Below are 19508 nucleotides of genomic sequence, written 5' to 3' on the forward strand. Positions count from 1 at the left end.
ATGAGCGGACGGGTGCTGGTGGTCGACGACGACCCGGCCATCCTGCGTTCCCTGCAGCGCGGACTGAGGCTGTCCGGGTTCACCGTGACACCGGCGGAAGGCGGCCGCCCCGCACTCGCCGCGCTCCGGGACACCCGGCACGACGTGGTGGTGCTGGACATCTCCATGCCCGACCTCAGCGGCATCGAGGTCTGCCGGACCCTGCGGGAGCAGGGCGACGACATACCCGTGCTGATGCTCTCCGCGCTCGACGAGGTCGCGGACCGCGTCGCCGGGCTGCAGGCCGGCGGCGACGACTACCTGGTCAAGCCCTTCGCACTGCAGGAGCTGGTGCTCCGGCTGCAGGCGCTGCTCCGCCGCCGCCCGCCCACCGGGACGGACCTGGTGCGCGCCTGCGGGCTGGAGATCGACCCCTCCGCCCGGCGGGTGCTCCTCCACGGCACCGAGCTCTCCCTCACCCGCCGGGAGTTCGCACTGCTGGAGGTGCTGGCCCGCAACGCGGGCATCGTGCTCACCCGTGACCAGCTGCTGGACCGCGTCTGGGGCTACGACTTCGACGTCCGCAACGACGCCGTGGACACCTTCGTCAGCTATCTGCGCCGCAAGCTGGAGGCCGACGGGCTGCCCAGGATGCTGCACACCGTGCGTGGAGTCGGCTTCGTCCTGCGGGTGGACGGCGGGAGGGACACACCGTGAGACTCTCCACCCGGACCGCGCTGGCGGTCGGCGCCACCGTGCCGGTGCTGGTGCTCGCCTGCGGCCTGCTCCTGCTGCGGCTGGTCGCCGCCGACCTGCACACCCAGGTGGACACCCAGCTGCGGCAGCGGGCCGCCGCCGTCCTGCCGGAGGCGCGGTCGCTGCTGCGGGCCACCGCCAACCAGCGCCCGACGGCCGTGGAACAGGCCCGCCAGCGGCGGCTCTACACGGCCGCCCTGGATGTCGGCGTCCGACTGGTCGGCCCCCAGGGAAGTGTCGGCGGAGGACCGCAGCCCGACGACTCGGTCCCGCTGCCGCAGCAGGCCGCCAGGCCGACCACACTGCGGGCCAAGGGCACCGGATGGCGGGTGCTGTCCGTACCCGTCACCGTCACCCGTCCGTCCGCCCAGGGCACCCTGTGGCTGTTCGCACCCGACACCGCCACCGCGACCCAGCTCCAGCTAGTGCGGCGGCGGGTGCTCACGGTGGCGCTGCTCGCCGCCCCGCTCTCCGGCGCGCTGGCCTGGGCCGTCACCGCCAGGGTCACCCGGCCGCTACGGCGGCTTCAGCGCCGTACCAGCGGCCTGGACCCCTCCATCAGCGCGGCCCGCCTGGACCACTCGCCCTCCGGGATCACCGAGGTCGACGATCTGGCCCGCACCCTGCAGACCGTCCTGGCGCGCTATGACGAACAGGCCGGCCGCACCGCCGAGGCGCTGGCCACCGCCCGCTCGTTCTCTGCCGCGGCCTCGCACGAGCTGCGCACCCCGCTGATGAGCATGCAGACCAATCTGGAGATCATCACCGCGCACCCCGATCTCGCCGCGGCCGACCGGGAGGAGGTCCTCGACGACCTGGCGCGTGAACACGCCCGGCTGCTGGGGCTGCTGGTGATGCTGCGGACCCTCGCCCAGGGCGACCTGGTCGAGGCGGACGCCTTCGGCCCGGTCGACCTGGCCGAACCGGTGCATGCGGCCGCCGCCGAACTGCGCCGCCGCCACCCCGAAGCCGGGGTCACCGTGCGCACCGCCCCCGGGCTGCGCGTGTACGGCTGGGAGCCGGGACTGCGCTCCCTGGTGGACAACCTGCTGGCCAACGCCATCGCCCACGGGCGTCCGGAGACCGGACCGCCCAGGGTCGGGATCGAGCTGCGGGCGGGCGGAGACCCGGACCGTCCGGTGGCCGTCCTCACCGTGGACGACCATGGGCCCGGCATCCCCGGCCGGCTGAGGGACGCCGTCTTCCAACGGTTCCACCGCCGCCCCGGCAGCCCAGGCTCCGGACTCGGTCTGACCCTGGTGGCCCAGCAGATCGCCCTGCACCGCGGGACCGTCACCATCCAGGACCGGCCCGGTGGCGGCACCCGGTTCGAGGTGCGCCTGGCCGTCGCCGCGCACCTCCCCGACCCGTCCGGGGAGCCCACCCTGCCCATGCGCCGGGACTGGCTCACCGCCACCGCCGCCCTCCCACAGGGATTCCACAAGGACGGCTCCTAGGGTCCCCTCCGTACGCACGGGCAGCCGAGTCTGCCCATCCGCGAAGGAGGACATCATGCAGTCCAAGCAGAGGGCCGCTGTCGCCGCCGCAGCCGCCGTCGCCGCCCTGCTGGTGGCGACGGGCCCCGCCACGGCGGACACCGCGCCGCAGACCGCGTCCCCGGCCGCGAGCGCCAAGGCTCACGGCTCCGGTGACGGCGCACGCGCACTGTGCCGCCGGGTGCCCGCGATCGAGAAGCGGATCGACCGCGCCCTGCGGAGGCTCGACGGCAAGGCCGGCGAGCGGGGTTCGGTGGCGCGCCTGGAGAAGCGGGTCGCCGCCGCCAAGCAGGCCGGCCACACCGAGATCGCCACCTATCTGGACCACCGGCTGACCTTCCGCAAGTCGCTCGCCCCCACCCTCCAGCAGCGGCGCGAGGATCTGGCGAAGGTCGCCGACTGGTGCAGCGCGCACTCCGGCGGGGCGGCGTCATGACCCGCGCCACCAGGACCGCGGCGGCCGCGGCGGCCGCGCTGCTGTGCGCGGTGCTGGCCGCCGGCTGCGGCGGCAGCGGCTCGCAGGGCGCCCCCGCGGGCGCCGGACCTGCGCCGGCGACCAGCGGGCCGTCCGCGGACGGCGACCAGCTGACCCATATGCGGCAGCTGGTGGACGCCGCCCAGAGCGCGGCCGACGCAGCCGACTCCGAGGCTTCCGCAGACGGCTGACCGGTTCGTCCCGGCAGCCTCCCGGGGCTGCCGGGACGACGTGGTCGCCCCGGGGTGCAACCACCCCGACCGCTCCCCGCGTGTGAAAGAGCGGGAAGTCGGAACGAGGGGGCACCGGTGGGACTGACGGGACTGACGGGACTGACGGGACTGATAGGACGCCGGCTGCTGCCGGTCGTCGGGCTGGTGGCGCTGGGGGCGGCGGCGTGCACACCCGCGGATCCGCATGCCTCCGCATCCGCCGCGGGGTCCTCGGCGCCCCCGGCACCCTCTGCGGTTGCGTCCTCGCCGGCCACCGGTGCACCGGCCACGGAGCCGCCGTCCACCGCGGGCCCCGCCACCGCTAGCCCCGCCACCACCGCCCCGGCCGGCCGTCCCTCATGGCCGAGGGTGACGGTCGCCGGACTCTCCTTCGAGATCCCGCCGAGCTGGCACATCGTCAGATTCGGTACCGACCAGGCCTGTGCACAGCCCGTGCAGAGCGCCGGGCTGCCGGCCGTCTTCGGCTGCGCGGGCCTCGCCGTGAAGACCGGCAGCATCCGCGGCAGCGAGCAGCGCCCCTACCAGGCCGACCAGAACGGCGGCTGGTACACCGCCACCGATGTGCAGCCCTGCCCGGTCGACACCGCGCCGCCCGGGGGCGACTTCAACGGCATCCGCTTCGGCGCGGGCTCCCGCCCCGTGGAGACCGGGCTGCGGCCGGTCGGGAACCGCAAGGCGGACTACGACCGCTGGCAGGCCGGCTGTGACAGCGGATACAGCTTCTCGCCTCAGGGCTGGTACCTCCCGCTGTCCCGGGTACTCTTCCTCGACTACATCGGCCACCCGGAGACCGCCCGCATCCTGGGCTCGGTGCGGTTCCCCGGGTGACGGCCGCGCCGGGCCGCCACCGCGGCCGGGCCCGTGCGGCCGATGCCCGAGGCGGATACGGCAGTCGGTATCGACCTGGGGCTGACGCACGTCGCGGTCCTGTGCGATGGCCGGAAGATCGACTCCCCGACGTTCCTGCGACGGGCCGAGAAGAAGCTGAAGAAGGCCCAGCGGAACCTCTCCCGGAAAGAGAGGGGAAGCGAGAACCGGGCCAAGGCCCGGCTGAAGGTCGCTCGTGCGCACGCGAAGGTCGGCGATGCGCGGCGTGAGTTCCACCACCAGCTCTCCACGAAGCTGATCCGCGAGAACCAAGCGGTCGCGGTGGAAGACCTGGCGGTGAACGGCCTCGCCCGCACGCGCATGGCGAAGTCCGTCCACGACGCCGGATGGTCCGCCTTCGTCGGCATGCTGGAGTACAAAGCGGCCCGGTACGGTCGCACCTTTGTGCGCATCGGCCGGTTCGAACCGACCTCGCAGGTGTGTTCCCGCTGCGGCGTCAAGGACGGCCCCAAGCCCCTCCACGTCAGGGAGTGGGCCTGCGGGGCCTGCGGGGCCGTCCTTGACAGAGACATCAACGCGGCGGTCAACGTCGTCAAGGCCGCCGGACTGGCGGTGACAGCCTGTGGAGCGCAGGTCAGACCGGTACTCGTACCGGCACAGCGCAGCGAAGCAGGAACCCACCCGGGCGCCGCGCGGTCCGCGCGCAGCGCGGAGGGAACCGCCGCCCGATAGGACGGCGAGGATGTCAAGGTGCCGGGTTGCCTGCCGGGGCGGGTTCCGAGCCGGCGAGGTCGCCGGGGAGGCGGAGGCCGGCGCGGAGGGGGACCAGTTCGGCCCGGAGGATCAGGGTGGCGGCGCCCACCGCGGGGGCGGTGGCGGCCGACTCGGAGAGCCGCACCTCGACGCGGTGGGTGGCACGGGGGAAGAAGGCCCGGTCCAACTCCTCCTGGACCACGGGCAGATAGAGCGGACCGGCCTTGGCGAGGCTCACGCCGGTGAGGACCAGCAGTTCGAGGTCCATGATGTTGGCGAGCGTCCGGGCGGCCACCGCCAGACAGCGGGCGGAGCGCTCCAGCAGGGCGAGGGCGCCGGTGTCGCCGCGACGGGCGGCGCGGGTCACCGCGGCGAAGTCGGCGGCGACGGACCTGGGTTCGGCGGTCAGTCCGGCGGCGCGGGCGACCTCCTGGTCGGCGCGGGCGGCCGCGACCACCGCTGCCGGTCCGGCCATGGCCTCGGTGCAGCCGCGCGCACCGCACCAGCACTCCGGCCCGTCGATGTCGAGGCAGATGTGGCCGAGTTCGCCGGCGTTGCCGCTGCTGCCGCGGTAGCTGACCCCGTCGACCATCAGCCCTGTGCCGATGCCGGTCCCCATGTAGAGGGCGGCGAAGGTGGCGGTGCTCGGTACGCCGCCCGACCAGTGCTCGCCCAGTGCCGCCGCCGTGGCGTCGTTGTCCAGTACCACCGGGAGCCCGGTCGCGGCGGCCAGGGCCTGGTCGAGCGGGAAGTCCTCCCAGTGCCGCATGAACGGAGGGGTGAGCCGCATTCCGCTGTTGGGGGTGAGCGGTCCGGGGGAGACCAGGCCCAGGCCCAGCACCCGGTCGCGTTCGACGCCGGCTCCCTCGATGAGCGAGGCGACCTCCCTGGTCATCCGCTCGACCACGCTCTGCGGCGCGCGTGCGCCGACGCCGACCCGGGACATCTGGGCGACGACGGCGCCGCCGAGGTCGACCAGGGCGTAGGTGATTCCGGCGTAGTCCAGATGCACCCCGACGGCATACCGGGACGCCGGGTTGAGCTGGAGCAGCACCCGGCGTTTGCCGCCGGTGGACTCGGCCCGGCCGATCTCCAGGACGAGGCCGTCGTCGATCAGCCGGCGGACCACGGTGGAGATGGTCGCCCCGGTGAAGCCGGTGGCCCGGACGAGCCCGGTGCGGCTGATGGTGCCCGCCGCGCGGATCACATCGAGCACCGCAGACCTGCTGCTTGCGTGGGGCATGCCCTGCGCCGGCCCGCTCACGGTCCCTCCACCTGGTCGAACGGAGGCCGAGTTTATGGGGCCGCCGAATGTGTCCAATCCCCGGGGTTGGCATCCTCTGTCCGGCCGGGACGGCCGGACTCCCGCGGCGGCTGCCCCGTTCCGGGCCGGGCTCGCCAGGGGGCGGCGGCCCGTCAGGGGAGGAGCGCCCGCACCACCTGGCGGATGCGCTCGTGGGGGTCGGCGCTGTCGTGCCAGGTGGTCATGAGGAGGTGGTGGGTGGTGCCGGTCACGGCCAGCGCCAGTGCGGCGCAGTCCTGGTCGGCGGGCACCCGCCCGAGCCGCTGTTCGGCCTGGAGATAGGCGGTGAGGGACCCTTCGAAGGTGTCGAAGCCGGACGCGCTGTGCTGCCAGGCGTCACGGATCCGAGCGGCGGCTCCGGGGCGGGTGAGGGCGAGCGCGGCGAGGGCGGGGCCTCCGGGGGCGTCGAGCAGCACCACGGCTGCCTCCGTCAGGTTCTCGCCGACACTGCCCCGGCCGGCGCGGGCGGGCAGGTCGCCGACGGTCTCGGCGACCTGCTGGAGGCGGTGGACCACCAGCTGGGCGACGAAGTCGTCCAGGTCATCGAAGTGGCTGTGCAGGATCCCCTTGGCGCAGCCGGCCTCGCTGGTGACGGCCCGACTGGTCAGGCCGGCGGTGCCCTCGCGGGCAAGGAGGCGTTCCGCCGCCTCGAAGAGCCTCTCCCGCACTCCGGTGATGGCAACGCCTCTCGGGGACATCCCGCTCCTCCATTGCAAGTATGGGCATCCGCCCATACAGTATGGGCAGATGCCCATACTAGATGCGGGACGACAGCACCGCCAGGAGGCGATCTCCATGCGCGCGACCGTCAACGACCAGCAGGAACAGGCCTGGAACGGCGACGAGGGCCGGCACTGGGCCGACCACCACGACCGCTGGAACGCGGTCAACGGCGAGTTCAACGAACCGCTGCTGCGGGCGGCGGCCATCGCGCCCGGCGAGCGTGTCCTCGACATCGGCTGCGGCGCGGGCCAGACCACACGGCTGGCCGCCCGGCGCTCGGGGACGGGCGAGGTGCTCGGGCTGGATCTGTCGGCGCCCGAGCTGGAGCGCGCCCGCGAGCTCGCGGCCCGGGAGCGGCTGGCCAACATCCGCTTCGTACGCGGCGACGCCCAGGTCCACCCGCTGCCCTCCGGTGGCTTCGACGTCGCCGTCAGCCGCTTCGGCATCATGTTCTTCGCCGACCCGGTGGCCGCGTTCGCCAACATCGGCCGAGCCCTGCGGCCCGGTGGACGTGTCGCCCTGCTGAGCCTGGCCGACCCCGACCGGGTCGACTGGGTGCGGCTCTTCGGCGTCCTGCGGGCCATCGGCCCGGTGCCGGACTTCACGATCGGCGAGCCGGGGATGTTCTCGCTGGCCGATCCCATGACGTTCCGTCAGATCCTTGAGGGCGCAGGGTTCGAGCAGGTGGAGACCACCCTCGTGGAGGCGCCGATGGTCTTCGGCAGCGACCCGGACGACGCGGCCGGCTTTCTGCTCGGCTCCGGCCCGGTCCGGTTCCTGCTGGAGCAGGCCGATCCGGCGGCAGCGGAGCGTGCGCACTCGATACTGAGCGAGGCGCTGCGCCCGTTCCAGCAGCCGGACGGAGTGCGCCTCGGGGGCGCCGCCTGGCTGGTCACCGCGGCCCGTCCGGCGTCGTAGGGCCGGCTCGGGGAGGCGCGCGACCACACCCACCTCGCACCGGCCCCGGCCCCGGCCGTGCGGACCGGTCGGGGCCGGCCCGGGCCGGTGGCGTGGTCGGGCTCCGCCGGCCGGGGAGGCCGCGCCGCCCGGCACCCCCGGCCGGCGCCGCCTCCCGCCGGGCTATGCGCCGCCTCCCCACCGGGCTATGCGGCGCCGCCCGCCGGGGTCGCCCGGAAGACGGTGCAGCGCGGTGCCGCCGAGGCGAAGCTCTCCGGGGCGGCCGAGTCGACCAGGCCGTTCCTGATGAAGGCCGCCACCCCTCGGGGGTTCTGCCGGGGGAACTCCCTGAGGATCGGGGCACGTTCGGCCTCCGCGACCTCCACCAGCTCGACCGGCTGTTCGCGCCGCCCTCGGGTGAGCACGCCGTGCCCGGCGGCACGGGCGTTCTTGGCCCAGTCGGATCCCGGATAGGCCTGCAGGACATAGCGGACGTCCGCCACCACCACGGGCGCCACCGGGGTGGTGCGCGGCAGGCCGGTGCGGCGGCCGGGCACGGTCAGCAGATACATCGGCCCGACGGGCAGGCCGACCCGGTGCAGCAGGACGACGACGCGGTTGCGTGCCCGGTGCCGGGGGGAGAGTGTGCGTTGCGTACTCATGGCGGGTTCCTCTCGCGGATGGAGTGGGCTGCGGGCTGGTAGGAGCCCTGGGGGGCGGAGCGCCACCTGGCCGACCGGGCGGGGCGTGCATCGCGGACCGGACACCGGGTCCGGTCGGCCGCGGAGCCGGTCACTCGGTGACAAAGTCGCCCATCATGGCCATGTCCTCGTGCTCGAGGTTGTGGCAGTGCATCATGAACGCGCCGCGGTGGTCGGTGAAGCGGACCGCCAGCTCCACAGCCTCCGCCGGGCGCAGGTCCACGGTGTCCTTCCAGCCGCCGTCGTAGGGGCCGGGGGCGCGGCCGTTGCGGGAGAGCACCTGGAAGTGGTTGAGGTGCAGATGGACCGGGTGGTGGAAGTCGGTGACGAACCGCCATGTCTCGACGGTCCCCAGCCGCGGCCGGGCCAGCGCGCGGCCGGGCAGATAGGGCAGACCGTTGATGGTCCAGCCGGAACTCCGGCTCTGCCGGAGGGCGAAGGTGCGGGTCGCCACCGCCTTTGCGGGGTCGAGCCGTTCCACCGGGGCGAGGCGCTCCGGTACGGCCGAGTCGTCGGTGGGCGCGACCTGGGCAGACGAGATGTCGAACCGCATGACCATCGCCGTGGTGTCGGTCGCGAAGCGGTTCACCAACTGGACCCTGGTCCCGGGGCGGTAGGAGGAGAAGTCCACCACCACGTCCAGCCGCTCCGCGGGGGCCAGTTCCACCGCGTCGTGCCGCACCGGGCGCTCCAGCAGCCCCCCGTCACCCCCGATCTGGACCAGCCCGCCGCCCCCGGGCGGCTGCGGGTGGAGCTCCAGCCGGTAGGGGCGGGCGTTGGAGGCGTTGAGCAGGCGCAGCCGGTAGCGGGCGCGCTCGGTGTGCAGCACCGGCCAGGGCGCGCCGTTGACCAGCACCACATCGCCCAGGACGCCGTCCATGTAGGCGTCCGTGACCCCGGGGACCCGTAGGGCGGGGTCGGACGACGGGTACTGGAACGAACCGTCCTCGGCGAACGACCGGTCGGTGATCATCAGAGGGATGTCCCGATCGCCGCGGGGCAGCCGCAGCGCCTCCTCCTCGTCGTCGTGGATCAGATGGAAGCCGGCCAGTCCCCGCCAGACCGCGGGGCCGGTGAAGCCCATCCGGTGGTCGTGGTACCAGAGCGTCGCCGCCCGCTGGTCGTTGGGGTAGGTGTACTCGCGCCCGCCGGGGGTGCTCCGGGCCGTTGTGCCATGGCACGGCATGGCGGGCATGGCCGGCATGCAGGCCGTCGCCGCGGGGGCGCTGCCGGCGCCGCCGCGCAGCGGGAGGACGAGGTCGGTGGGGTACCCGTCGCTGTCCGCCGGGGTGTGCCCGCCGTGCAGGTGGACCACGGTGGCACCGGGGAGTTCGTTGCGGTGGCGCACCGTGGTACGTCGCCCGGCCCGGGCGACGAGGGTCGGTCCGGGGAAGGTCCCGCCGTAGGTCCACGCCGGGGTGGTCAGCCCCGGCAGGATCTGCAACTGTGCGACCTGCTGGGTGATCTCGTAGAGGTCGGAAGTGCCGTCGGAGTGAACGGGTCTGAGTACGGACGGCACGGTGAGCGGCACCTGGAAGGGGCGGGGCAGCGGCGCGCTGCTGTGCAGCAGCCGGCCTGGCCGCCCCGGACCCAGCAGCCGCATCCCGAGGGGGGCGGCGAGGGCTGCGCCACCCGCCGCCGCGCCGATGGCCAGGAACCGTCGGCGGCCGAGCCCGGAGGATCCGGTCATGATGCGGCCGCGACCGTGCTGCGGGAACCGGACGATGCGCTCGACGGGGACCTGGCGGGCAGGGGTGTCCGCCAGACCTGCACGGCGAGCAGCATGATGGAGCTGACGACCAGTACGCCGAGCATGACATGCAGGCCCAGCGCACGTCCGAGGCCGAGGCCGATCTGGGCGGGGACGGCGACGGCCAGCACCGCCGTGCCTGCGATCGGCCTGCGTGGCCCGCGACCGCCGGCTCCGGCCGGAATCACGACGACGGCCTGGAGGATCGCGACGGCACCGGTCACCATGCCGGTGATCCGGTGTGCCTGAAGCATGGCGTAGTGCCCGTTGAGGAAGCTGCCGGCGAACATGGCCTCTGCCAGACCCAGCAGCGCCAGGGTGGTCACTGAGGTACGGAGGAGGAGCAGCACTGTGCGGTGGGTGACCAACTGACGTCTGTTCATCTCTGCTCTCTCTGGCGTGGGAATCCTGCGGTCTGCGGCGGCCGGACGGAGCAGCCGGACGGAGCATCCGGGCAGGGCAGCCGGGGGTGCGGCTCTGGTCCTGGTGGCCCGTGCCGCTCCCCGCCGGTGGTCCGGCCGTCGTCGAGGCGGCCGGGTGCTCTGCTGGGCCGAGGCGGCCGGTACGACGCCGCGGTGGTCCCGCGCCCGACGGCGTGTCACTGAGCGGTGGACGGCCTGGTGCGGGCCGACGCCGTTCTGCATGGCAGCTTCCGAGCGGGCGCGGATGCCGGCTGCGGCAGCCGCGTGCACAGCCCCCTTGCCGACTTATCTCTTACGCGCATGTCAAATTTAACAAAGCCCGGTAAGGTTGACAACCGTGTCTGAGATCGAGCCCGTCCAGCCCCCCCGGCGCCGACGCCGCCGCGCCGACGCGGAACGCAGCAGGGCTGCCATCCTCAGTGCGGCGATTGCCCTCCTCAGCGAGCGGCCCGAGGCGAGCATGGACGACATCGCCGAAGCCGCCGCCGTCACCCGGCAGACCGTCTATGCGCACTACGCCTCACGGGAGATCCTGCTGGGCGCCGTCGTCGACCAGGCCACCCAGGAAGCCCTGGCCGCCATCGACGCCGCGGATCTGGACCGCGGACCGGCCCCCGAAGCGCTGCTGCGATTCCTCGACGCAAGCTGGGGGACCCTGGAGCGTCTTCCGCTGCTCGGCCGGTACGCCGACGCGGCGACGCCGCAGACAGAGCACGCCCGGCACCAGCCGGTCCTCGACCGGCTGGTGAGGCTGGTCCGCCGGGGCCAGGAGGCGGGCGACTTCGACCGGGGGCTCTCGCCCGCCTGGCTCCTGGCCGCCACTGTCGCGCTCGGGCACTCCGCCGGGGAGCAGGTCGCGACCGGGGGAGTGACACCCCAGGAGGCGAGCCGGTCGCTCAAGACCACCGTCCTGCGCGTCTATGGAGTCCGGGCCGCAGACCAGCCGTGAGAACCGTCGCCGGTCCCCAGGGGCCGGCCGTCCAGGGCTCCCGAATCCCGGGGAGGCGTGCCCGCTGCCCGGCCGCCCGGCGGCACCGCCGGCGCGGTGACGTCCCACCGCCGGGGGGCGGTGGGACGTCACCGCGCCGAAGCGCTCCCGACCCGGGTCGCCCGCAGCAGCACCAGCCGCTCCGGATAGAGCACCGGCGCCTGCAGCCCTGCCGAGGCCAGGGCCCGGCCCGGCAGGGTGACCCCCTCGGGGGTCCACCAGGGCAGCGGGACGCCCCAGTGGTGGGCGTTGCCGTCCGGAATGTCGCCCGGGGCCTGCGGGCGTACGCGATAGAGGGCGTCGGGGTCCAGGCCGGGCAGTCGTACCGGACCGGTCGGGTACAGCTCGGAGGTGGCCATGGCCACCAGGGCGTACAGCGCCTCCGAGCCGTCCTCGGCGACCACCCCGTGCAGCCGGTAGGCCGGATCGGGGTGGTCGGCGTGCACTGCGGTACCGCTGTGGAGCAGGCCCCGCAGCTCCTTGTAGAGCACGATCCACTCGGCCAGCCTGGCCAGGTCCTCGGGGTCGGCGGCGGTGAGGTCCCACTCGATGCCGAAGTGCCCGAAGAGGGCGGTCCCGGCCCGGAAGTCGAGGGTGTGCCGCCGTCCGGTGGTGTGGGCGATGCCCGAGCCGACATGAGTGCCCATCAGCTCCAGCGGGATCAGCGCGTTGGTCCAGCGCTGGATCTGCTGCCGTTCGAGGGCGTCGATGCAGTCGGAGACCCACACCCGGTCGGTGCGCTCCAGGATCGCCAGGTCGACGCGGCCGCCGCCGGACGAACAGGACTCGATCTCCACTCCGGGGTGACGCCGCCGCAGTTCGTCCATCAGCCGGTAGGTCGCCAGGGTCTGCTGATGGACACCCGCGCGCCCGGTCGGCCGGTGGCCGGCCTCCACCAGGTCCCGGTTGTGGTCCCACTTGAGGTAGGAGATGGGATAGGTGGTCAGCAGGTCGTCCAGCCGCTCCAGGATGTGGGCGAAGGCCTCCGGCCGGCCGAGGTCCAGCACCTGCTGGGAGCGGGCGGGGCCGGGCAGCCGGTCGCCGGCAGCCATGATCCAGTCGGGGTGGGCGCGGGCCAGGTCGGAGTCCTCGTTGATCATCTCGGGTTCGACCCAGAGACCGAACTGCATTCCCAGGCCGGTGACATGGTCGGTGAGCGGGCCGAGTCCCCCGGGCCACACCTCGTCGGAGACATACCAGTCGCCCAGGCCCCGCCGGTCGTCGCGACGGGAGCCGAACCAGCCGTCGTCCAGCACAAAGCGCTCGGCACCCACCGCGGCGGCGGCGTCGGCCAGGGCGCGCAGCCGCCCCAGGTCGTGGTCGAAGTAGACGGCCTCCCAGGTGTTGACCACCACCGGCCGCGGGACCTGCGGATGGTGCGGACGGGAGCGCAGCCGGCGGTGGAAGCGGGCGGACAGCTCGTCCAGGCCCACACCCCAGGAGCCGTACTGCCACGGGGAGTCATAGGACGCGCCCGGCTCCAGCAGTACCTCGCCGGAGAGCAGCAGTTCGCCGGAGCCCAGCAGGGAGACGGCGTGGAAGGTCCGCTCGGCGTAGGTGCGGTGGTTGCCCGACCATGCGGTGTGCACGGCCCAGACCTCGCCGGTGCGGTTGCCGAAGCCGGGTGTGCCGGCGGCCAGCAGATAGGCGGAGTCGTAGCCGGTGCGTCCGGTGCGGTTCTCCCGCATCCGCAGGCCCTGGGTGAAGGCGGTGCGCTGGGGGCTGCGCTCACGCAGATGGCGTCCGGTGAAGTCGAGCAGTTCGGTGGCGGCCGCGGGGACCGGCAGGGTGAGGTGCAGGGCGTCCAGGGCGAACACCGATTCGCCGCGGTTGGTGACGGACGCGCGCTGGCGCACCAGCCCCGTCGGGGTCAGCTCCACGGTCAGTTCGAGTTCCAGGGCGGCGGTCTCGTCATGGGCGCGGACCAGCAGGCTGCCGCCGGTGCCGGGCTGCTCGTCATCGGCCGTCAGCTCGCTGCGGGAGACCCTGAAGGCGGTGGAGAAGTCCCGGCCGCCGCGGTTGCCGACCAGTCCGGGGGTGCCGAGCCAGCCGGCGGACTGCTCCGGCAGTACGGCCACCGGCACGGGACCGTCGACGGGGTTGCCGATCGGCTGCGGGGCGAGGGCCAGCCGCAGTCCCTCCAGCGCCTGCCGGCTGAGCGGGCCCAGGTCGGCCCCCCAGTGCAGCACTCGGGGGAGCCCTCCGTCCGCGAGGTCGAGTACAAGGCTCACTCCGGCCGCGCGCAGTTGGGTGATGTCGGAACCGAGAAGAGTGGAGTGTGGTGCCACGGTGATCTGGTCCCCTCACAGTCGTCGCCCTGTGACCGCCGTTGACGAACTTTGTTCGGCGGCATAAGAATCTTGACCCTACCCGGGCGATCTGCCGCAGCACCAGCCCTCAGGAGCCACCCGAGATGGTGCATCAGAGACTTCACCACGCCTGTCAGTTGGCGGCGACGGCGGGGCCGGTGCCCGACGCGATCGCCGGCCGGACCGTACCCGCCGAGGTCCCCGGCAGCGCGCATCTCGACCTGCCGGCCGCAGGGCTGATCCAGGACCCTGTCTGGACCGGTCGGAGGAGCAGCTGGTGTGGACGCACCGCACCGACTGGCGCCGCACCCTGGACTTCGGCACCGCGGTACCCGGCCCGGACGAGCGCGTCGACCTGGTCTTCGACGGTCTGGACACGGTCACCACCGTCGAACTGAACGGCATCCGGCTCGGCACCACCGCCACTGTGCACCGCAGCCACCGCTTCGACGTCCGCCGCGTACTGAGGGAGGGGAGCAACCCTCTCGTCGTCGACTTCCGCTCCGTGCTGGACCCCGCGCCGCTCACCCGCCCGTTGATGCTGCGCTCCGCCGACGACCTTCGCTGACCGCCGGCGCAGACGGGTCTCCCCGCGGCCGCGGTGCGGTCGCGGGGAGAGATATGTGACGTACCGTCAGGCCGAGGTCAGGGGGTGTAGACCTGGGGCCGGGGTGCGGTCGACATGCCGTCCCCGAGGAAGAAGCTCGGGTGCGGCGGTTGGTTGTAGGCGGTGTTCTGCCAGGCGATGGCGGTGCGGTACTGGGTGTCGTGCATCAGGGTGGTGATCCGCCGGTCGGTCTGGACCGGGGTGGAGTAGATGCGCAGCGCCGTGTTGTCGGTGGTGGGCCAGACGACCTCCTCCCGCCAGTCGCCGAACAGGTCGCCGGAGAGCGACGGGGTGGACTTGGTGCCGTTGTTGGAGTGCACCCCCGAACCGGTCAGCAGACGGGTGTCCCCGCCGGTGCCGTACTTGTCGATGTGGGTGCTGTCCAGCAGCTCCCGTACCGGGTCGCCGTCCCACCAGGCCAGGAAGTTGGCCGAACCGGGCTTGCGGCCGATGTTCTGGCCCTTGTCGCTGTACAGGCCGTCGACCCCGGCCGACCAGGACTCCGCGCCGGGGCTGCCGGCGTAGATGTCGTCGGAGACTCCGCGGCCGTTGTCGCAGCCGCAGCTGGGGTTGGACCACAGGATCTGCCCGGTGCGGGCGTCGGCGAACCCGGCGGCGAGTTTGGAGGTGTCCTCGTCGACCTTGAACACCTCCAGACCCGGGTGCGAGGGGTCGAGGTCGCCCACATGGAGGGCATCACCGTGGCCCTGGCCGGTGTTCCACAGCCGGGCGCCGTTGTCGTCCACCGCCATGGCGCCGTACTCGATCTCGTCCTTGCCGTCGCCGTCCAGGTCGGCGGTGACCAGCTGGTGGTCGCCCTGGCCCGCGTAGGCGCTGTTGCCGGAGTCGTTGCTGTCGAACCGCCAGCGCTCGGTGAGCTTGCCGTCCCGCCAGTCCCAGGCGGCGATGACGGTACGGGTGTAGTAGCCGCGCGCCATGATGATCGACGGCCGCTTGCCGTCCAGATACGCGGTGCCGGCCAGGAACCGGTCCACCCGGTTGCCGTAGCTGTCGCCCCAGGACGAGACGGTGCCGCGCGGCGGGTCGTAGTTCACCGTCTGCATGGCGGCGCCGGTCTGGCCGTTGAAGACGGTGAGGTACTCCGGCCCGGAGAGGACATAGCCGTCGGAGTTGCGGTAGTCGGCGGTGGCGCTGCCGATCACCTTGCCGGTGCCGTCCACGGTGGCGTCGGCGGTCTTCATCACCACCTCGGCCTTGCCGTCGCCGTCGTAGTCGTAGACCTGGAACTGCGTGTAGTGGGCTCCCGAGCGGATGTTGCGGCCGAGGTCGATGCGCCACAGCCGGGTGCCGTTGATCCGGTAGGCGTCGATGTAGGTGTTGTCGGTGACGCCGGACTGGGAGTTGTCCTTGGCGTTGGTGGGCTGCCACTTGAGGATGAACTCGTACTGGCCGTCACCGTCGACGTCGCCGACGCTGGCGTCGTTGGCCTCGTACGAACCGGACGGCGGCTGGATCGGCACATCGTGGTAGCCGTTGGCGAAGGACAGCGACGGCGGCGAGGCGGCCTGCTCCACCCCGCCCGCCACGGCCCGCACCGTGTAGGAGGCGTCGGCGGCGGCACCGGAGTCCAGATAGTCGGTGGCGCCCGTCAGCGGTGAGGAGTTGAGCTTGGTCGAGCCCCGGTAGACATTGAAGGCGACACTGTCGGGGTCGGTGCCGAGCCAGCGCCAGGAGACCAGGTTGCCGGAGCCGCTGCGCACCGACACCACACCCCGGTCCAGCTTCTCCACCTGCCGCCCCGAGCCGGACGCGGGCGGCTGGCTGGTGGGCGGCTGGGTGGTCGGGGGCTGGGTGGTCGGGGGCTGGGTGGTCGGGGGCTGGGTGGTCGGCGGGGTGGTGCCGCTGGTCGAACCGGTGCACTGGACGCCGTTGAGGGTGAAGGCGGTGGGCGCCGGGTTGGCCGTTCCGGTGAGCGCGCCGTTGAAGCCGAAGGAGGCGGTGCCGCCGGTGGCGATCGCCCCGTTGTAGCTGACGTTCTCGGCGGTGACCTGGGTGCTGTTCAGGGTGACGGCGGCGTTCCAGGCCTGGGTGACCGTCTGGCCGCCGCCGAAGTTCCAGGCGAGGCTCCAACTCGTCAGCGCATCACCGAGGTTGGTGATGGTGACACTGGCGCCGAAGCCGCCCTGCCAGGAGCTGGTGACGCTGTAGTCCACACGGCAGCCGGTGGTTGCGGCGGCGGCTGCGCCGGCGTGTGCGGTGACGCCTGCCGCCGCGGCCAGCGCGGCGGCACAGGAGACCCAGGCCGCCGCTGAGCGGCGGGTTTTCCGATGGGTGGGCATGCGGAGTTCTCCAGAGTGGGCGGGCCGGCCGCCGTGTCCGACGCGGACTCGGGGGCAGGGACCCGGTCGGGGTGGCGCCTCGGCGGATCGCGGGATTGCCACGGTGCACTTCGGGCCGCCGGAGCCGGGGCGCTGTGCTGTAGGGCCGGTCCACGCTTGCGCTGCAGCCGATACTTCTCCATGCGGACGCCCGGGCGGCACGGGCGGAAGCGTTGTGCCAGCATCTCCGCATGTCGCGGACGTGTCAACGCCGGAGCCGGCGATGGGCTGGCCGTTCACGGCCGACTTCCCGCAGGGGGCGGGATGGTGCCCGGCCGGCGGCCGCTGCCCACGCCGACGGACAGGCCGCCGCCCACGCCGACGGACGGGCCGACGGACAGGCCGCCGCCCACGCCGACGGACAGGCCGCCGCCCACGCCGACGGACAGGCCGACGGACAGGCCGCCGCCCACGCCGACGGACGGGCCGACGGACAGGCCGACGGGCAGACCCCGAGCGCGAATGCCCTCGGGGCCTGCCCGTCCGACGGTCCGTCACTGCTCGCGCAGCCCCCAGGGTGAGCCGTACTCCGTGAGCAGGTCCAGGAAGGGCCGCGGGGCGAACGCCTCGGGTCCCAGGACGCCGGCGCCGGACCAGGCGCCCGAGGCCATCAGCTCCAGGGCGACCACCGGGTTGATGGCGGTCTGCCACACGACCGCCTGCGAGCCGTACTCCCGCATCGACCACTGGTTGTCCACCACGTGGTACAGGTACACCTCGCGCGGCTTGCCGTCCTTGGTGCCCTTGACCCAGGTCCCCGCGCACGTCCGCCCGTGCATCCGGTCGCCGAGCGTCGCCGGGTCCGGCAGGCAGGCGGCGACCAGGTCGCGCGGCGAGACCCTGGCGGTGCCCAGATCGCTGCGCACGGACACCGGCTCGGTGCGGTCCAGGCCCAGCTGGTGCAGCACCTTCAGGGTGTCGATGAACTCCCGGCCCAGCCCGTACTTGAAGGTGACCCGCCGGGCGCCCACCCAGCGCGGGATCAGCAGCACCTCCTCGTGCTCCACGTTGACGCACTCGACCGGGCCGATGCCCTCGGGGAAGTCGAAGACCTCCGGTTCGCTGAACGGCGGGGTGGTGAACCAGCCGCGGTCTTCCTCCCAGACCACCGGCGGATTGAGGCACTCCTCGACGGTGGTCCAGATGGAGAAGGACGGCGCGAAGTCGTAGCCGTCCACGGTCAGGTCGGCGCCGTCACGGACGCCGATCTCCTCGATCTCGTCGAAGAGCTCGTCGGCGGCGTAGCGGGCGAAGACATCCGACATTCCGGGCTCCACCCCCATGCCCACCAGGGCGAGCCGCCCGCTGCGCTCCCAGTCGGCGGCGCGGGCGAACTGCTCGTCCCCGAGCTTGACCCCGCAGCGCTCGTGCGGCCGCTCCGGGTCGGGACGGGACAGCGACATCGCCATGTCCAGATAGTGCGCATCCGCGGCCAGCGCCGCATTGAAGAGCGGCATCACAAACCGGGGGTCGGTGGCGTTGAGCAGCACATCGCACCGACGCTCGGTCAGCAGCGCGGCCACCGCCCCCTCGTCCGAGGCGTCCACCCGCGCCGTGCTGAACCTGCTGTCGGCGTCGCCCAGGGCGGCCACCGCAGCCTCGGCGCGGGCCGGGTCGTAGTCGGCGACCACCATGTGGTCGAAGAACGGGCGTCGGGCCGCGATCCGGGTGATCGCGGTACCCACCCCGCCGGCTCCCACAAGCAGCACTCGCATGGTGTCTCTCCTTGTTCCGGTGACGGGGTTCCGGTGACGTGGTTCCGGTGACGTCGTTCCGGTGACGTCGCTGTCCCCCGGAAGGGATGAAACGCGGGGCCCGCTTCTCACGTCAATGGCGTTGGCATAAGCTCCGGGGCAGCGAGAGGAGCAGCGATGGCGAAACAGGTGGTGCCGGAGGCGGCACGGCAGCGGCGGCGGCCGACCAAGCAGGGGACCGTGCTGTCCGAGCAGTTGATCATGGAGACGGCCCTGCGGATGCTGCGCGAGCACGGCAGCGACGGCCTCACCGTGCGACGCCTGGGCGCCGCCCTCGGCGCCGACCCGAGCACCCTGTACCGCTACTTCCGCAGCGTCGACGAACTGACCCTGGCCATCGGCGACGAGCTCATCGGCCGGGCGATGCACGGCTGGCAGCCGGGTGGGGACTGGCGTGCCGACCTGCGTACGCTGGGCGCCCGCATCCACGCCGCCTATCTGGCGCACCCCCAGGCCGCGGTGCTGACGGCCAGCCGGGTCACCGGGCGGGCCCATGAGATCGCCGCCGACGAGGCGATCCTCGGTGTGCTGCGCACCGCCGGCTTCCCGGACGAGGCGGCGGTACGGGTCTATCAGGCCTTCATCGACCAGAGCCTGGCCTTCGCCATCCTGGACGCGGCGACCCTCGCCCTGCCGGAGGCGGCCCGCAGCGCGGACGAGGGGGTCTGGCGGGCGACCTATGCGCAGCTGCCCGCGGACACCCATCCGCACATCGCCGCCACGGCCGGGCTGCTGGTCGCCCGGATGAACCGGAGCGCCTACCCCACGGCGCTGGAGATGCTGCTGGACAGCGCCGCGGCCTCACTGGCCCGGGGCTGACCCCCCCGCCCGGGCCGCATGCACCAGCGCCGCCGCCACCAGCTCCACCTGCCCGAGCAGCGCGGTCAGTCGGCGCTCCTCCTCGGCGAAGACCGCCTCCACCCGCTCGATGGGCTCCGCCGCCGGCACCCCGCTGAGCTCCGTCCGCACCACGGCCCGGCAGCGGCGGGCGGCGTCCAGGGAGGCGGCGACCTCATGCCGGGCCAGCTGGCCCAGCAGCGCCGGACCGCGGTGCAGCAGCTCGTACCGCCGGTAGCCGGGCGGCACCCACTGCCACAGCCAGCGCATCGCCGTCTGCTCCCAGCCCAGGACGCCGGCCCGGTAGACGTCCGACGGCCAGCCCGGTGGCGGCTGTTCCTCGCTCATCCCTCCAGCG

Annotated in this window: 18 protein-coding genes and 1 pseudogene; 10 read left to right on the plus strand and 9 right to left on the minus strand. The window is 73.2% G+C overall.

Going from position 1 to position 19508, the window contains the following annotated elements; genetic code table 11:
* From AB0761_RS31975 to AB0761_RS32000, 6 genes and pseudogenes are all read left to right on the plus strand, one after another.
* Entirely contained in the window at nucleotides 1-696 is a 696-nt protein-coding gene (locus AB0761_RS31975) for a response regulator transcription factor (RefSeq protein ID WP_377274445.1), read from the plus strand.
* Nucleotides 693-2192 (plus strand): sensor histidine kinase, encoded by a 1500-nt coding sequence (locus tag AB0761_RS31980; protein WP_377272656.1) that lies wholly within the window; start codon nucleotides 693-695, stop codon nucleotides 2190-2192. Before AB0761_RS31975 ends, AB0761_RS31980 begins: the two co-directional genes overlap by 4 nt.
* A gap of 55 nt (nucleotides 2193-2247) precedes the next feature.
* Nucleotides 2248-2667 (plus strand): hypothetical protein, encoded by a 420-nt coding sequence (locus tag AB0761_RS31985; protein WP_377272657.1) that lies wholly within the window; start codon nucleotides 2248-2250, stop codon nucleotides 2665-2667.
* Nucleotides 2664-2897 carry a hypothetical protein gene (locus AB0761_RS31990; RefSeq protein WP_377272658.1) on the plus strand — a complete coding sequence of 78 codons (234 nt, stop codon included), beginning with the start codon at nucleotides 2664-2666 and terminating at the stop codon, nucleotides 2895-2897. The genes AB0761_RS31985 and AB0761_RS31990 overlap by 4 nt, the downstream gene beginning before the upstream one ends.
* 117 nt (nucleotides 2898-3014) lie before the next feature.
* Nucleotides 3015-3767, plus strand: coding sequence for a hypothetical protein (locus tag AB0761_RS31995; protein WP_377272659.1), 753 nt, complete (start codon nucleotides 3015-3017; stop codon nucleotides 3765-3767).
* Nucleotides 3768-3812: 45 nt separating this feature from the next.
* Nucleotides 3813-4499: pseudogene (locus tag AB0761_RS32000) on the plus strand (RNA-guided endonuclease TnpB family protein); the annotation flags it as partial.
* A gap of 13 nt (nucleotides 4500-4512) precedes the next feature.
* Here the strand turns inward: AB0761_RS32000 and AB0761_RS32005 are convergent.
* Nucleotides 4513-5784 carry an ROK family protein gene (locus AB0761_RS32005; protein ID WP_377272660.1) on the minus strand — a complete coding sequence of 424 codons (1272 nt, stop codon included), beginning with the start codon at nucleotides 5782-5784 and terminating at the stop codon, nucleotides 4513-4515.
* A gap of 152 nt (nucleotides 5785-5936) precedes the next feature.
* A complete protein-coding gene (locus tag AB0761_RS32010) occupies nucleotides 5937-6521 on the minus strand; it encodes a TetR/AcrR family transcriptional regulator (RefSeq protein WP_377272661.1) in 585 nt (194 codons plus the stop codon).
* A 97-nt stretch (nucleotides 6522-6618) separates the two neighbouring features.
* On the opposite strand from AB0761_RS32010, the gene AB0761_RS32015 reads away from it, so the two are divergent.
* Nucleotides 6619-7464: a class I SAM-dependent methyltransferase gene (locus AB0761_RS32015; RefSeq protein ID WP_377272662.1), complete on the plus strand. Its 846-nt coding sequence runs from the start codon at nucleotides 6619-6621 to the stop codon at nucleotides 7462-7464.
* 185 nt (nucleotides 7465-7649) lie between these two features.
* Here the strand turns inward: AB0761_RS32015 and AB0761_RS32020 are convergent, their stop codons facing one another.
* The 3 genes from AB0761_RS32020 to AB0761_RS32030 all read right to left on the minus strand — a co-directional run bounded on the left by AB0761_RS32020 (nucleotide 7650) and on the right by AB0761_RS32030 (nucleotide 10277).
* Nucleotides 7650-8105, minus strand: a complete 456-nt coding sequence (locus tag AB0761_RS32020; RefSeq protein WP_377272663.1) for a nitroreductase family deazaflavin-dependent oxidoreductase — start codon at nucleotides 8103-8105, stop codon at nucleotides 7650-7652.
* A gap of 130 nt (nucleotides 8106-8235) precedes the next feature.
* The gene (locus AB0761_RS32025; protein WP_377272664.1) at nucleotides 8236-9834 is read right to left on the minus strand and encodes a multicopper oxidase family protein; all 1599 of its coding nucleotides are present in this window, start codon (nucleotides 9832-9834) and stop codon (nucleotides 8236-8238) included.
* On the minus strand, nucleotides 9831-10277 hold the full coding sequence (locus AB0761_RS32030) for a hypothetical protein (RefSeq protein WP_377272665.1): 447 nt from the start codon (nucleotides 10275-10277) through the stop codon (nucleotides 9831-9833). Before AB0761_RS32030 ends, AB0761_RS32025 begins: the two co-directional genes overlap by 4 nt.
* 376 nt (nucleotides 10278-10653) lie before the next feature.
* Here AB0761_RS32030 and AB0761_RS32035 point away from each other — a divergent pair, with 376 nt between their 5' ends.
* Entirely contained in the window at nucleotides 10654-11265 is a 612-nt protein-coding gene (locus tag AB0761_RS32035; protein ID WP_377272666.1) for a TetR/AcrR family transcriptional regulator, read from the plus strand.
* 128 nt (nucleotides 11266-11393) lie between these two features.
* Here the strand turns inward: AB0761_RS32035 and AB0761_RS32040 are convergent, their stop codons facing one another.
* Entirely contained in the window at nucleotides 11394-13592 is a 2199-nt protein-coding gene (locus tag AB0761_RS32040; RefSeq protein ID WP_377272667.1) for an alpha-galactosidase, read from the minus strand.
* Nucleotides 13593-13890: 298 nt separating this feature from the next.
* On the opposite strand from AB0761_RS32040, the gene AB0761_RS32045 reads away from it, so the two are divergent.
* On the plus strand, nucleotides 13891-14181 hold the full coding sequence (locus AB0761_RS32045; protein WP_377272668.1) for a hypothetical protein: 291 nt from the start codon (nucleotides 13891-13893) through the stop codon (nucleotides 14179-14181).
* A 77-nt stretch (nucleotides 14182-14258) separates the two neighbouring features.
* Here the strand turns inward: AB0761_RS32045 and AB0761_RS32050 are convergent, their stop codons facing one another.
* Nucleotides 14259-16520 carry a cellulose binding domain-containing protein gene (locus AB0761_RS32050; protein WP_377272669.1) on the minus strand — a complete coding sequence of 754 codons (2262 nt, stop codon included), beginning with the start codon at nucleotides 16518-16520 and terminating at the stop codon, nucleotides 14259-14261.
* A gap of 533 nt (nucleotides 16521-17053) precedes the next feature.
* Nucleotides 17054-18274, minus strand: coding sequence for a saccharopine dehydrogenase family protein (locus AB0761_RS32055; RefSeq protein WP_377272670.1), 1221 nt, complete (start codon nucleotides 18272-18274; stop codon nucleotides 17054-17056).
* 156 nt (nucleotides 18275-18430) lie between these two features.
* Here AB0761_RS32055 and AB0761_RS32060 point away from each other — a divergent pair, with 156 nt between their 5' ends.
* Nucleotides 18431-19132 (plus strand): TetR/AcrR family transcriptional regulator, encoded by a 702-nt coding sequence (locus AB0761_RS32060; RefSeq protein ID WP_377272671.1) that lies wholly within the window; start codon nucleotides 18431-18433, stop codon nucleotides 19130-19132.
* Here the strand turns inward: AB0761_RS32060 and AB0761_RS32065 are convergent.
* Nucleotides 19115-19498: a hypothetical protein gene (locus tag AB0761_RS32065; RefSeq protein WP_377272673.1), complete on the minus strand. Its 384-nt coding sequence runs from the start codon at nucleotides 19496-19498 to the stop codon at nucleotides 19115-19117. The genes AB0761_RS32060 and AB0761_RS32065 overlap by 18 nt on opposite strands.
* Nucleotides 19499-19508 lie beyond the last annotated feature (10 nt).

Source organism: Peterkaempfera podocarpi, from assembly GCF_042466665.1.
Lineage (GTDB): Bacteria > Actinomycetota > Actinomycetes > Streptomycetales > Streptomycetaceae > Peterkaempfera > Peterkaempfera podocarpi.